Below are 13,928 nucleotides of genomic sequence, written 5' to 3'. Positions count from 1 at the left end.
CTTATCATAGTTCTAAACTAAATCGCAAATAAATTAATCAGGGATTAAAATTTGGTGGCGGTGTTCCTTTTTCGACCACAACAAAAGAGTCTTCGCCAACTCTACTATTACCCTTGCGAATTTTATGGTAAACCCAGGGTTCTGGATCGCGGGCCTGACTAAATCTTGCTTCTGGGAATTGTCGCTTAATTTCTTCTTTTCGTTTTTGCATGGCCGGGCTCAACTTTAAATTTAGCGTTGAGTAAGTATTCGTCATTAAATTTTCCATTGCGGCAATACTATAAGTGGCAGGGGCATAACCTAATGCGCTGAAGTTGACATCAATGAAATATTGGTCATCTATCGGAGCATAGAGTTGCGTGTCGTACACAGCTTCGCTAAAGGGATTCTCTCGTAGTTCTAGTTCGCTACATTTAGGATGTGCCTCACAGTACAGCCAGTTTATGCCATTTATGTTTTTTGAATGCCATTTGATAGGGGCTGCTTTGGGGATCATGTCGATTTCAGGGGGGCCGTAATGAAAATATAGATCCTTTAAAATCACCTGTTCAAGGTGGCTTGGATTAAAGCAACTCATACTTTCAGGTAGATCATCTACCCGATAAACCCTAATTGATATTGTTAAAAAACCATATTCTCTGGAAACCCAGGGTGGTCCATAAAAACCCCAGTTGCGTTTTAAAATGGACTGCCCTGGCATTCTTCCCTCTTGGTACCATTTGCCGCGACTTAGATCGTCATAGGCTTCCCGGTTATAGATATCAATACGGGGGCCATAATATTCCTCATTAATATCGGGCACGCTGTTGGGGGGCAGTGAGATACTAAAGCGGCTACCGGACAAGTTGGCAGTCAGTGTTTCAAGTTTGTCCCGATTTGGTACAAATGGCTTTTTTCTGGAGGCAAAGAGGCGTTCAAACATAGACTTGGTGGTTCCTATCCACAACGCTAGCGCTTACGGGATTTTGGCCGCCGTATTATAGTGCTTGCTATTTATTATAAAGTGCAAACTGATTCACATTTTTATTGTGAGGGAGTTCCTTTTTGCGGTACGTTCGTGCAGTAAGCTGGTAGGTTATGGGCCAATAATTGTTGATGGGGGAAAGTTTCTTTGAAATTTGGTAGGTGAGTACCGTTTATCTTTTTGTTCTTTCATTTTTGACTGCTCGCTTCCGAAGTGTAACCAATGTTTCAATTGCTTATAAAACCAAATACAAGTGCCTATTTTATTCGCCAATAAAATAGGCACCTTTACCCCTGCTCACCAACTGAATTTGATTGGTGCTGAATTAAGGATAGCTTTAGCAGAAGCCAGGAATGGTAAATGATTCCCAAGAAGTACATCATTATGCCGAGTGCAATGAGAATACCTGCTGGGATAAAGGCGTCGCTTTGTTTGAATAAGCTGGAGAAATACTGGTAGTCAAAAATATTACCCTCAGTAGATAGTTGAAAAATAAATAGGAAAAAATAGCTATACCAAATATTTGAGTTGATTTTGGAAAGGTGTTTTTTTTGCAGTTCAGATATTAAAGGTTTGCCGGTCAGTAAGTACCGTATGCGATAAATAATACAGGCTGAACAAGAAATAAATAGGAACGCAAGAAAACTGGTAGCGAAAATGGTGTTGGTATTTTGCATGTCAAGGTTGGATAGGTACTGAAGGTCAAGAATGTCGCCTTCGGTGTACACTTGGTAGATAACTAAAGTTAAATATATATAGCTAACATTTAAGAGAATATTTTCAAGATGTTCTCTTGTAGGCTTTGAGATAGAAACTTTTCTCATGGTTCTAAAAACTTCTATTCTGTTTAATCCATTTGTAAATTTTCTACCAATCGTAATAATAACATCAGCTGTTTGTCTAGGGTGAGAAAGGCTAAAGTTCTTTGCCTTTGGGCTTAGCGCTCAATTTTTCAGTACGCGACCGTGATCCTACCTGAAATTGGCGGGCTGTTTAACATGTTATTGGGCGATCAAATAATGGGTTATCTGATCGCCACAATGATAGAAAGCTAAATAAGAATTTATTTAGCTTCTTGCTGTTAGGAATTTCTGATACTGGAATGCAGCCCCCAGCATGCACAGCCCCACCAGCATACAGACCACAATCTTTTGTATCAGGGAAAAGTCCTGCATATCCCACAGCACAATTTTTAGTGCGGCAATGCCGAACAACATGAGTGAGAGCTTCAGTAACTTTTGGGTATCAGGTCTTAGAGTCTGGAACAGTAGCAGTGTTGCATGCACCACCAAGGCAAATGATATTGCTGGCAGCCACATGGTTTCCAGCACTTGCGCCAGCAGCGCAATATAAGCTGGGATGGCTGTAAGGTGCAGCACCCACAGGTTAAACAGCCTGCGGCCAGGCCATACGGCTCTATTGGCGAAAAAGCGCTGATAAACCAACAGTGAAGCGATTCCCAGGGCCACCAGGTTATACACTCCCAACATTGGCGCCTTAGCGGAATTGGCAATGACCGCTGCAACTTGCAACAAGGTAATAAACTCAAACAGGCGCAGACTCAGCATATAAAGGGGGGTCAACTGGTTGCGCAGCGGCGCTAGTTGGGGTTTAAAAATATACAGACCGGCGAAGTACAGCTGGCATAGTAAAAGTGCCAGTGCAAAGTCACGGCTTAGTGCGTAGCTAATAATAAGTAGCGTTGCCGCGAGATAGTAAAAGGCCAATGGAAAGAGTGGCTTAAGTGCCCGATGCAGGGCCAACCGCCAATCCTGGCCGACTGGCTTCCGCCGCAATCCCTGGCCGATCCACACCAGTGCCGCCATTGATACCAGCCCCAACAGCAACCCACTCAAGGCAAACCCTTGCCAGTTGGCGAACTCCTGCAGAGCACAACTGATTATTGCTACAAAGCTTGCGCCTGCGATCAATATGCGCAGTTCCTGTTTTAATACCTCCAGTTTCAGGCGTGTATAAAGTGCCAGGGCGATAGCGCCAGACAGCCAAACAGCGATGGGGAAGTAGTCGTTGGCCTTATAAAGTACTGTTGGTAGGAAAAATATTGGCACCAGAGCGTAAAACAGCTTGCGCAAATTGAGTGCCAGAGAGAAGCCAGTGGATTGCATATCCAGGTGTTTATACAGAGCTGCAATCATCCACAAGCTAAGGAAGGCCTCTACACTAGCGATCTTTCCGTAAGGTATTTGATCGTAGAAATGCAAGTTACCCACAATCGATGCACTCGCTAGTAGTGGGATAAACAGCAGAAAGTAATGGCTGAGTCCAAACCATTCACTAAATGCTGAGCCAGTGTGCTTGCCGTGCCAGATTAAAAAGCCCATCGGTAGCAAGGCAAGCAGCCACATACCCTGGGGCCAGAGGATGCCAACAGATAGCAGAAAGCTTGCGGATAAAAACACCACAAAAGCGTTATCTGCGAAAGAGGTTAAATGGTGCTCTCTAGGAGTAATCCGATCTGCGCAGTGCTGCAACAGTCGGGTTAATGCGAAGGCAGTCGCACAGAGCGCCAACCAGTTACCCCAACCAGCATCTGCGCTTAATGACAGCAACATTGGTGCGGGAACAACTCCGCCAGCTACCCAGGTCAGAGCTTGCCACAGCATGGTAATGCCAGCTGCAGATAGGGCGATGTAACCCTCGCTTCTTACACTGATAAAACCAAAACGGGCACCGAGAAAAATCAGCAACAATCCCTCTAGGCACCAGATAATCCCCAATAAAGCGGGACTGCACAACGCAAGGATTGCCAAGCCTGCCAGTAATCCACCGTGTAGTAGAGCCATATTCTGTACAACACGGGCGGAAATGCTGATGGCGTTGTAGCCAAACAGCCAGCGTGAATAAATGGCCAGAGCCATCCAGGGTAGAAGGTTCAGCAGCCACACAATGCCCAGTGCGTTACTGTTGGGTGCGAGCGACCAGCTGATGTGGATAAACAGCACCAGGTTTGCGGCAATAATAATCAGGCGCCTTCGCTCCAGCCCTTTGGACTCTATCAATTCAGCGTTTAGACCCCGCAAGGCGTAATGGGCAAAGCCATAAAAGAAGCCGTGCAGTATTAGTAATGGCCCCCAGGTAGATGTAGCCTCATCCAGATTTGAGACGGAAAACTCCAGCATGCCTGCGCTCAGTACCATTGTGACGATCGCAAGCTGTGGCCAGCGTATCTGCCTGGATAAATGCAGCATCGCCAGGGCGAGTGCCAATAAATAGCTGAGGTAAACAAGTGCGGAAGGATCAAAATGATTCGCCACCAAAGGCATGGTGGCACCGCCCAGCAGGGTCACCATAGACACCACTCGAGTCTCAAATAATAGGGCCAGTAAGTATGAGAGCCCTGTTGTCGCCACCAACAGGCCGACTCCAACAGGAACAGACAGCAACTGATAGTAAGGCCCGGCAAAGTACCCACACAGGTAGAGAAGAATCACTCCGAGTGCTATTAATCCAGAGCCGTAGTCCGCCATATGGGGCATACGCCGGCTAAAAGTCACACCGCCAAAAGTGGTTGCCGCCGCAGCCAGAAAGCCCAAGATCACCTTACCGGCCGGGCCCAAATAGTTGTTGAAAGAGAACTGCAGCAAGTATGCGAAGCCAAATACCAGTGCCAGTATGCCGGCAGCGGTCATAAAGAATACCGGGGCCTTACCCTGGCGCTGGTAATGGCGATAAAAGTTTGCAAGGGGCTCCCACACGCGATTCAGTGGTTCCAGAGCTGGTGCCACTAGGCTTGCTAATCCCTCCTGCAACCAGGGTGTGACTACTGATACTTTTCTGTTTTCTTGTGGAATTGATTTGGATTCAGCAGACGCGGTTGTAAGGGGTATGTTTGCTGGCTGGGTTGGCTCAATGGTTTGCCGGGACTCAGAGGGGGAGCCCATAAGTAGGGCTAAATCATCCTCTAACCCAGTAGTGTTTTCTAACAAGGCATCTTTGTTTTCTGTATTGCCTCGCTTGAGTTGTGCCTCAAGGGCGGAGAGTCGCCTTTCGAAGGTCTCCAGCCGACGCCGGTTGTCACGTTCTAGAAGGGCTAGTTCAGCCCGGAGCGACAGCAGTTCACTTTCCATAACTTGCTCTTATCGTTTTGGTCGAGACTATCCCGTGTCTGTTTTTACAACAAGTCCCGGGGGAGCCTCTGAAAACCCTGTAGGCGGGTCTTGAAGACTACAGCTGCCTTGCAAAGGGCTATGGCCATTCGCTACAAGCTGTGCCTAACACCTGCAGTCTTCAAAATCTGCAGAGATATTACGGAGTTATTCAAGGGTTCCCTAGTGAACTGCACGGGTTTAATCGATCATTTTTCCATCGTCTTTCTTTAATGTACCTGAGTAGCCAAAGATAAGGCCTAGCACTGGCAAGGAGATTTTTACTTCAAATTGGTAGAGCCCATTCACAATGGCTTTTCCAGCGGAAACCCTTGGCCTGAATATTGTTGGAATAGGAATACGAAAAAGTGACACAGATTGCTGTAGCCATTGCCAGTTGCCACCCTCTGTTGAGACCCCTAGCTGTATTTTGACCGGGCCAGTGGATTCCACCCAGCAACCACCTTGTTGGTAGGTCTTTACTGGCTGGAACTCTGAGGTAACAGTATGGGTTCTGGCAAAAGTGCGGGACCAAGTCAGTTTTTCTGGGGAGTGATGGATGTCTACAGAAAAAGGCACTTTGCCAGCTGTCGTTGGAGCCCCTAGCTTGTGCGCCATTCGCCGACCAATCCAGCCGGCGACGCCGGAACCAAAACGGATATCCACTTCCCCGTACAGCTTGGCACCTTGCGTATGCAGGTGCTGCAAAAGTGGATTCAATTCACTAAAACTAGGCCCAAACCAGTTGATGACAGCAGTATTCACTGGTTAATACTTAAAGAAATCACTAGAACTCTTTTGTTTTCTGCAGTGTTCAAGCTTTAGGGCGAACCACGGCTCGCATTGCGCAGTAAATGGTTTTATCACCATCCTTAACCAGCACTTCAGAAGACTCAGAAATCACCTGGGATACAACGAGGTCTGAAACACTAACCACCTCCATTAGCTCTTCCTTGCAGCCTGCAATATTGGCGGCATTAGAAATGGCAGAATCGTAACTGGTTTTGTGGGAGAAACCTCTCTCTTCCTCACCGCGGCGGCTGCGTTGAATACTTTGATAAGCCTCTTTGCCCGCATCCACGGTATCGCCAATAACACGGCCCGGTTTGACTTCGAGTTGCATGCAGGAAGCGGTGGCAAGAGTAATGGCTATAAGGGCAAAAAGTTTGTTCATTTTTCGATCTGAATCCATTTGACATTGAATACTGACGTAGAGCTTTGAGACACGCTTGTTACGGTCGCAAAAATTACCCGCGGGATCTTATAGGGATATTGTCAGCAATCAAGTGACTTAGTGGGTAGATAGGCCCAACAGATGGTTAAGAACAGCCAGTCAATAAGTGAAGCCTGAGATTTGTCACAGTTCTCAGATTTTCCGGAACAGGTGAGGTTGCTTATATTTAAAGCTACCGGGTGTAAGAAATTTACTAGCTAGTACGACAAATCTAGGTAAGCAGCCAAACTTGCCTATTTATTGAAATTTTCAACCCTTCACTTGGGATATCACTAGCATGAAAGTATTTCACCGCACCCTGTTCTTAGCTATTTTACTGCTCTCAATGCCCTTCGCATCAGCGGGAGAGCCCTTCTCTGAAGAGCGCTTCAAAGAGCTGCAAGCTGCGAAGCAACCCGTATTGATTGATGTGCGGGCAGACTGGTGCCCTACCTGCAAGAAGCAGGGCATAATTCTTGCGCAGTTCCAGAAAGATAACCCCCAGTGTGGCCTCACAATCCTTAATGTGAATTTCGACAAGCAAAAAGAGTGGGTAAAGCATTTCCGTGCGCCCAGGCAGTCAACCCTGCTGCTCTATCGTGGGGACAAGCAAGTATGGTTCAGTGTTGCTGAAACACGCGCTGATGTTATTCGCCAGAATATCTTTAACTCAGTTAAGGCCTGCGGCGAAAATGCTTGAAGTCAGCGCCATCCCCCTGGCCTTGATTGCGGGCACACTTAGTATTCTCTCCCCCTGTGTTTGGCCACTGGTGCCAATGGTGGTTGGTGCCTCCAGCAGCGCTGGGCGCTGGGGGCCTTATGCGCTTGCCGTAGGGCTCAGCTTGTCATTTGCCCTGGCTGGAACTGTGCTCAGTTTCCTGTTGGTCTCTTTAGGGTTGGACCCAGAGCTATTTCGCTATATTGCTGCAATCCTGCTTGTGGCCGTTGCCCTTATTCTGCTGATTAAACCACTTTCCGACTGGGTGACCCTGCGTTTGTCGAAAGTTACCACAGGGGCGAGCATTACTGGTGATGGTGCCTGGGCCGGACAGTTTGGTATCGGCTTTCTCACAGGAATTATCTGGTTGCCCTGCGTAGGTCCCACGCTAGGTGCAGCAATCGCGCTTGCTTCAATGGGCCAGCAACTAGGCCAGTCATTTATGGTGATGTTTTCTTTTGGGCTTGGTACTGGCGCTGCGCTACTGGTGGCAGGCGGGCTATCAAGGAAAATTTATAGCCGCTTATCACCATCAGTTGGTACTTTTGCTGTTGGCGGCAAAGTAGCACTTGGTGCCATACTTTTGTTGCTTGGGATTATGGTGTTGAGTGGCTTTGATAAAGTCCTGGAAACCTGGGCTTTAAACTGGATGCCTGAGTGGACTTTTAGTTTTTAGTAATCATCTCAAAATAAATCACTATTTAATCGAGGTGTCCAAAGCGACTAATAGTTATTTTAGTGTCTAGAAAAACACTGATAATCACCTCAGCAATCCAAGAAGTTTTACGAGTAAGTTTAAAGCCCCAGTAACCTTCAATTACTGGGGCTTTTTTTATGTCCTGTTAAGGAACTGTTAAAAATTATGGCTGGTAAGAAGGGTAATCAGTATAGCCTTTATCGGTACCGCCATACATGGTTTCCGGGTCAACCTTATTAAGAAGCCAATCATTGCGAATACGTATGGGAAGGTCCGGATTGGCAATGAAAGGGCGGCCAAAACCAAAGATATCTCCGTTACCCGCCTGCAGTACCCGCAAAGCCTTCTCTGGGGAATACTTGCCTGCATACATGATGCGCCCGTCAAAGATCTCTCGCACTTCCTGGTAGAAATTCTCAGGTAAATCCGGTGCATTATCCCAATCCGCTTCTGCTAGAGATAGATAGGCAATTCCCGCCTCGTTCAACAGTTTGATAGCTTCGATATAAGTTGTGTGTGGGTCACTCTCCACCAGGCCAAGATAAACACGGTCCTCATCGGTACTTTCAAACAGTGGAGCAAATCGAACGCCGAGACGATCATTACCTACCTCTGCTGATACCGCTGCAACAATCTCTTTGAGGAAACGCAGTCGGTTCTCCAGGCTACCGCCATACTCGTCTTCGCGTTGATTGGTATGTTCAGAAATAAACTGGTTTACAAGATAACCATTGGCACAATGCAGCTCAACACCGTCAAAGCCTGCTTCCAAAGCATTACGTGCTGCCTGGGCATAGATCTGCACCAGTTCTTTAACTTCTTCTGTTGTCAGTGCACGAGGTTCACTGGGATCAGCCAAAGCACCTTGCCCTGGCCCTGTCTCAATAAATACCTTTACCGCATCTGCACGAATTGCAGACGGCGCAACAGGAGCCGTTCCACCCGGTTGTAACGAAGTGTGGGATACACGCCCCACATGCCAAAGCTGCGCAAAAATAATACCGCCTTGATCGTGTACGGCTTTGGTCACTTTTTTCCAGCCTTCGATCTGGTCCTGTGAATAAATTCCGGGAGTCCAGGCATAACCCTGGCCCCTGGGCTCAATTTGCGTGCCCTCTGTAACCATAAAGCCTGCACCGGCACGCTGAGCGTAGTAGTTGGCCATTAAGTCATTAGCGATGTTGCCAGGCTGTGAACTACGCGACCGGGTAAGCGGCGGCAGCACAATGCGGTTTTTCAGGGTGTAAGGGCCCAGGTTGATTTCACTGAATAATGCTTCGTTTTTCATAACTATTTTCCTGCTAAAAACTTATTGCAGTGAGGCTTAAAAAAGACCGTAGGGCTTTTCATTAAGACTGATAAAGATATTCTTCTTCTGCGTGTAGGCATCAATCATCGATTTATGGGTTTCACGCCCGATACCGGATTTCTTGTAACCGCCGAATGGTGCATGGGCAGGGAGTTCGTGATAGGTATTCACCCACATGCGGCCTGTTTCCACGGCTCGTGCAACACGCAACGCTCGGTTGATATCTTGAGTCCACACAGCGCCAGCCAAGCCATAATCGGATTGGTTGGCCATCGCTATAACTTCCTCCTCAGAGGAGAATGGAATCACTACAACAACTGGGCCAAAAATTTCTTCTTGTGCGACTTTCATAGCGTTGTCGGCATGGGTAATAATTGTCGGCTCAATGTAAAAACCTTTTTCCAATCCAGGTTTTTGCAGCCGCTTACCGCCGGTAAGGATCTTTGCACCTTCTTCTTTGGCAATATCTATGTAACCAAGAATACGGTTCATTTGCGCTTCACTGATCTGGCTGCCCATCTGTGTGTTGGGATCCATCGGGTCGCCGACATTTACAGATTCAAACTTGGCTTTTAATTCAGTGGTAAAACGGTCGAAGATAGTTTCGTGGACAAAAAGGCGGGCACCAGATTCACAGACTTGTCCCTGGTTCAGCAGGATAGACAAGGCTCCGCCCTCCAGGGCTTTTTCCCAGTTTGTGTCGGGGAATACAATGTTGGCTGATTTACCGCCCAGCTCCAGAGTTGCCGGCACCAATTTATCAGCCGCAGCTTTGGCCACGTTATAACCGATGCCGGTAGACCCGGTGAAGGCCAGCTTCGCGACTTTAGGGTGATCCAGTAAAGCCTGGCCCGCTTCTGGGCCTACGCCGGTGACAACGTTCACTACACCATCTGGTAATACTTCCTTGAAAATCTTGGTGAGCTCCAGCAGGGTGGACGAAGTCATCTCGGATGGCTTAATCACTACGGTATTACCGGTTGCGATAGCGGGTGCTATCTTCCAGGCAGCCATCAGCAGAGGGTAGTTCCATGGGATTACCTGACCGACTACACCCATTGGCTCGCTGAATACCAGGCTCATGGTTTGATCATCAATCATCACCGCTTCATCGCTGTGAGAGCGGATAACCCCTGCAAAGTAGCGAAAGTGGTCTATGGCCAGTGGGATATCAATATTTGAAGTTTCGCGAATTGGCTTGCCGGTTTCCAATGCCTCAAGGTGGGCGAAGAATGCTTTCTTTTCTGAAAGCATGTCTGCAATTTTGAGCAGTGCATCCTGTCGTTCAATAGCGGAAGTAAGTTTCCAGGTGGGGAACGCCTTTTCTGCCGCAATGACAGCAGCATCGACATCACTTGAATCGGCCAACGGTATGCGAGTCAGTAATTCGCCTGTAGCAGGATTGAGGCTGTCCATCGTACGCCCCGAGTTGCTATTAACCCATTCACCACCAATAAATAATTTATAAGATTCCTGAGGAGCAAAGCGCTTAGTGGGTCGGCTCATATCTATCTCCAGATAATTAGAAGAGTAACTACTTGGGCTATTAAATAGCCCCAGCCAGATGTGGCTGTGCCTTACGATGGTGGGAATAATAGATAGGCAAAGATACAATTAGAAACAACTGCTCTTTGTCTTGGTTACAAATATGAATGGTATTAGTCGGTTAGAGCTGAAACAGCTACGTATATTGGAAGCGCTACTGCAAGAGAGAAACCTATCGCGGGTAGCGGAAAAGGTTGGGTTAACTCAGCAAGCAATCAGTGAACAGCTGCGTAAGTTGAGGGAAGTATTTGATGACCGTCTGTTCATTAGGCAAGGTAACGGCATGGTGCCCACTCCTATTGCCGAACAACTGGGCGGTAGGATCAGCAGTATTTTAAAGGATGTAGAGTCACTGCTGACCCCAATAGCTTTTGACCCGGCAACCTATAAGGGGGTTTTTAGCATTAGCGCCACAGACTATGCGATTCAATCGGTACTACCCCAATTACTAGAGGTTGTCCGTCAATCTGCTCCAGAGCTTAAAGTTATCGTTAGGGATTTTGAAACAGATAACCTAAATCAATTAATGGTTGCCGGTGAGATCGATCTAGCGCTCACTTTCCCTGATTTCATCCCGGATGACTTGCCTTACAAACTATTATTTGAAGAGCAACATGTTTGTATTGCAGGAAAAAAATCTCCTCTAAAGAGAAAGTCATTAACTTTGGCTGACGTAGCCGAGCTTCCACAATTGATTATTTCGCCTTCTCGCCCGAACTTGAGAGGGTCTCACGATGAATGGTTTGCTATGCAAGGACTAAAGCGCAATATCGTAATGTCAGTACCTTGCTTTTCAGCCGCACCAGATATTATTGCTGCCACTGATACAATTGCTTTTTACCCTTCAAGATTGCTGCCCAATAAGAAAGTGATTCCTCTCAATTTGGATACACAAACCCCAAAATTTGAAGTCATTGCAGCATGGCATAGCCGATCTAATCACAGCCAGCTCCATATGTGGGTAGTTGATCAGCTTATGAGATTATTTAGGTAGCTATGTAGTTCTTTAATTGAGCTTTAGCAGTAATAAAGTTCGCATCATATCTTGATGGAGTAGCTAGATGGTTTCTAGCCGGCTGTTGAAATAGGCCCGCATGGAGGCTGGTTTTGTTAGAAGCTGTTTCATAACTTCTTTAACGTAATTAAAATGCATGCAATATAGAAAAAAGCACGATAAGTGGACAAATATCGCTCCCATCTAATAACTAAACGGCGGTAATTTCCCAACCACGCAAAAGTCCTCTCAACTTTCCAACGGCGAGCGTACCTTCTGAGCTTTCTGCCATCCTGTCTTGAGACTTTTTTCCTATTTCTCCTGTGTGGACAGATAAGGTCGATTCCACGACTCAACAGGCTATCTCTAAGAGGATCTGAGTCCGCCGCTTTATCATAAACTAAACGATGAATCGTTGTATTTTTATACGTAACATCAAGTAATGGGTGTAATAACTTCACTTCTGCTGGTGAGGCCGAAGTAATAGTGCCTCCCAGTGGAATACCTTCGCCATCGACCACCACCATCCACTTTGAACCCTTGCCCCGCTTGGTTTTCCCGATTTCGAAGCCCCTTTTTTGCTGGTGTAAAGCTGCCATCAGAAAAGACCTCCTCCCAGTTAAGCAAAGACTGCTGATCCAACAGCTCCAGAAATCTTCTCCATGCCTATAACCAAGCTCCTTGCTCTTCCCCAAATTGAAGCCTTCTCCAGCATGTACTCGGTGATGGATAGTGTGAAGGACGATCTTTCCATCGCGCTCCAAAACGCAAAACCCATAGGATGCCTTCAAAACAAGCTCGATTTTCAATGGGTTTTGGGCCTCCCTTTCCTCGTTTTAACTCTGGAAGACAAGGTTCGATCAATTTCCATTGATCATTGGTTAACTCTGATTTGAATCGGCTCACTATTGCTGGACTTTTTTCTATGTAATTACGTGAGAATAACCGATTTCAAGTTATGAAACAGCCTCTAGACATTAGACCAAGAGCGAGTCGGGGGGGGAAGTTCACCGATTGAGTTATTTATGGGGCTGCAAAATTATTCTCTTATAGTATGAAAATATTGCATTTATTACTTCAAACCAAGTGACCTAAAATTTATTTATAATTTGGTATATTTTGAAGTTATTTTTTTGTCGAAATAGGAGTTGTTGTAGCGGGATGTACCATTATCTAGATCTCACTAGCAGGGACGAAGTTATTATACTAATTATTTTATGTTGAGCATAAAAAACAAATATCCACACACTTATTGTATGCTAAGTTCGCGAGCTATGATCCTCGTCAAAATAATCTGAAAAGGGTTTGGGAATTTCAGAGGCTATGCAAAGTACTGGAAAATTCGATGCATTTTAGCACGGTTGGTAAATCATCCTATTTAATCCTGAAAGGGGGTTATTATTTATCTTCTTAGGTGTTGTTCTCTTTACTGCTTGTGTGTTTATTAGGTTGGATGGATTATAAAGTGGATCAGGAATTTAAGTTTTTTATAAATAAGTAGTGAAGTGACAGCTAGGAGATGGAGGGAGCTGTATCAGCACATCATGCCCTTGCTGTCAAAATTAGTTAGATTCATGTGTCTGAGACTATATACACAATACTACAATCCGTACCAGCTCCTGTTGTTCTTAACCAAAAATTACTCCGCGTTTGATGAGCCGATAGTATTGTGGAGTATGCCTCTTTCGCATACTCTTGGCTCATATCTAAAGTGATATATTTGTCACTATACGCTGCACAATCTAGATCCATTTCTTCGCCGGATGTCCCAATGCGGAGTATGTTGCTATTGGGGTACATGTAAATTCTATCGATTGTTACATCCCTGCAGTGATTTCCTGAGCATGCAGCATATAGGTTAGAGCTTACAACAAATATTAACGAAAAATAAATGAGCTTCATGTTTTACTCCTAAGGTGAGTGATTTTTTTGCTTATGCGGCATTGATTGTTTAAGAGCCTAACACTGCCAGTTTGGTCTTGACTGACTTACCTAGCTTAGTTGGGAGTGAGATGATAACGTTATCACTATAGATAGTTATTTTTAAACCCTTTTGCAGTGCATTTTTTCATTTTCAGAGAAAAGTTGTGTTTGATGGCTTTGTTTATTTTTACCTAGTTGGATGCAAATATATGGCGCGATATTTTCCCCAAAAAAATTAAGTTAGCTGATAAAAATTACACTTTGATTTGTTGGGGGGTAAAGGTAAGGTCTAAAAGTATCGTTTATAAAAAACCGTTTTTTTATGAGATTATAGGTGTAATTGGTATATATAATAGTAAGCATGTTTCTAGATTCGGAAAAATTGGAACGATAGTTCACAGTCTAATGGAGAATAGGGGTGGTAAAATATCAAGGGTAATTTAATGCTAATTGGTAGAT

At 45.7% G+C, this 13,928-nt stretch carries 11 protein-coding genes; 3 read left to right on the top strand and 8 right to left on the bottom strand.

Annotation, left to right across the window (positions count from 1 at the left end; translation table 11 throughout):
- Positions 1-37: 37 nt before the first annotated feature.
- The 4 genes from ACJJI0_RS11860 to ACJJI0_RS11845 form a co-directional block, all read right to left on the bottom strand.
- Positions 38-922 carry a hypothetical protein gene (locus tag ACJJI0_RS11860; protein WP_444882725.1) on the bottom strand — a complete coding sequence of 295 codons (885 nt, stop codon included), beginning with the start codon at positions 920-922 and terminating at the stop codon, positions 38-40.
- Positions 923-2,031: 1,109 nt separating this feature from the next.
- Positions 2,032-5,052 carry a DUF2339 domain-containing protein gene (locus tag ACJJI0_RS11855; protein WP_444882724.1) on the bottom strand — a complete coding sequence of 1,007 codons (3,021 nt, stop codon included), beginning with the start codon at positions 5,050-5,052 and terminating at the stop codon, positions 2,032-2,034.
- A gap of 219 nt (positions 5,053-5,271) precedes the next feature.
- Positions 5,272-5,835 carry a DUF4166 domain-containing protein gene (locus ACJJI0_RS11850; protein ID WP_444882723.1) on the bottom strand — a complete coding sequence of 188 codons (564 nt, stop codon included), beginning with the start codon at positions 5,833-5,835 and terminating at the stop codon, positions 5,272-5,274.
- 49 nt (positions 5,836-5,884) lie between these two features.
- The gene (locus tag ACJJI0_RS11845) at positions 5,885-6,244 is read right to left on the bottom strand and encodes a hypothetical protein (protein ID WP_252083269.1); all 360 of its coding nucleotides are present in this window, start codon (positions 6,242-6,244) and stop codon (positions 5,885-5,887) included.
- 337 nt (positions 6,245-6,581) lie between these two features.
- Between ACJJI0_RS11845 and ACJJI0_RS11840 the strand changes: the two genes are divergently transcribed.
- The gene (locus ACJJI0_RS11840; protein ID WP_444882722.1) at positions 6,582-6,983 is read left to right on the top strand and encodes a thioredoxin domain-containing protein; all 402 of its coding nucleotides are present in this window, start codon (positions 6,582-6,584) and stop codon (positions 6,981-6,983) included.
- Entirely contained in the window at positions 6,976-7,677 is a 702-nt protein-coding gene (locus ACJJI0_RS11835) for a cytochrome c biogenesis CcdA family protein (RefSeq protein ID WP_444882721.1), read from the top strand. Before ACJJI0_RS11840 ends, ACJJI0_RS11835 begins: the two co-directional genes overlap by 8 nt.
- A gap of 184 nt (positions 7,678-7,861) precedes the next feature.
- On the opposite strand, the gene ACJJI0_RS11830 is transcribed toward ACJJI0_RS11835, so the two are convergent.
- Together ACJJI0_RS11830 and ACJJI0_RS11825 are read right to left on the bottom strand one after the other, a co-directional pair.
- The gene (locus ACJJI0_RS11830; RefSeq protein ID WP_444882720.1) at positions 7,862-8,986 is read right to left on the bottom strand and encodes an alkene reductase; all 1,125 of its coding nucleotides are present in this window, start codon (positions 8,984-8,986) and stop codon (positions 7,862-7,864) included.
- Positions 8,987-9,022: 36 nt separating this feature from the next.
- Positions 9,023-10,513 carry an aldehyde dehydrogenase family protein gene (locus tag ACJJI0_RS11825; RefSeq protein WP_444882719.1) on the bottom strand — a complete coding sequence of 497 codons (1,491 nt, stop codon included), beginning with the start codon at positions 10,511-10,513 and terminating at the stop codon, positions 9,023-9,025.
- A gap of 142 nt (positions 10,514-10,655) precedes the next feature.
- Between ACJJI0_RS11825 and ACJJI0_RS11820 the strand changes: the two genes are divergently transcribed.
- On the top strand, positions 10,656-11,546 hold the full coding sequence (locus ACJJI0_RS11820) for a LysR family transcriptional regulator (protein WP_444882718.1): 891 nt from the start codon (positions 10,656-10,658) through the stop codon (positions 11,544-11,546).
- Positions 11,547-11,674: 128 nt separating this feature from the next.
- On the opposite strand, the gene ACJJI0_RS11815 is transcribed toward ACJJI0_RS11820, so the two are convergent.
- Both ACJJI0_RS11815 and ACJJI0_RS11810 read right to left on the bottom strand, forming a co-directional pair.
- Positions 11,675-12,145 (bottom strand): IS5 family transposase, encoded by a 471-nt coding sequence (locus ACJJI0_RS11815; RefSeq protein ID WP_444882717.1) that lies wholly within the window; start codon positions 12,143-12,145, stop codon positions 11,675-11,677.
- 67 nt (positions 12,146-12,212) lie between these two features.
- Positions 12,213-12,452, bottom strand: a complete 240-nt coding sequence (locus ACJJI0_RS11810; RefSeq protein WP_444882716.1) for a transposase — start codon at positions 12,450-12,452, stop codon at positions 12,213-12,215.
- Positions 12,453-13,928: the final 1,476 nt, after the last annotated feature.

The organism is Microbulbifer mixtoriginis (SeqCode), assembly GCF_052466695.1.
The sequence above is the reverse complement of the archived record's forward strand: the minus strand, read 5'-3'. Positions and strand labels throughout refer to the sequence as shown.

Bases quoted from the DNA above. Each gene is read 5' to 3' on its own strand.
- ACJJI0_RS11860 (WP_444882725.1), bottom strand. From the start codon at position 922: ATGTTTGAACGCCTCTTTGCCTCCAGAAAAAAGCCATTTGTACCAAAT.
- ACJJI0_RS11855 (WP_444882724.1), bottom strand. From the start codon at position 5,052: ATGGAAAGTGAACTGCTGTCGCTCCGGGCTGAACTAGCCCTTCTAGAA.
- ACJJI0_RS11845 (WP_252083269.1), bottom strand. From the start codon at position 6,244: ATGAACAAACTTTTTGCCCTTATAGCCATTACTCTTGCCACCGCTTCC.
- ACJJI0_RS11840 (WP_444882722.1), top strand. From the start codon at position 6,582: ATGAAAGTATTTCACCGCACCCTGTTCTTAGCTATTTTACTGCTCTCA.
- ACJJI0_RS11835 (WP_444882721.1), top strand. From the start codon at position 6,976: ATGCTTGAAGTCAGCGCCATCCCCCTGGCCTTGATTGCGGGCACACTT.
- ACJJI0_RS11830 (WP_444882720.1), bottom strand. From the start codon at position 8,986: ATGAAAAACGAAGCATTATTCAGTGAAATCAACCTGGGCCCTTACACC.
- ACJJI0_RS11825 (WP_444882719.1), bottom strand. From the start codon at position 10,513: ATGAGCCGACCCACTAAGCGCTTTGCTCCTCAGGAATCTTATAAATTA.
- ACJJI0_RS11820 (WP_444882718.1), top strand. From the start codon at position 10,656: ATGAATGGTATTAGTCGGTTAGAGCTGAAACAGCTACGTATATTGGAA.
- ACJJI0_RS11815 (WP_444882717.1), bottom strand. From the start codon at position 12,145: ATGGCAGCTTTACACCAGCAAAAAAGGGGCTTCGAAATCGGGAAAACC.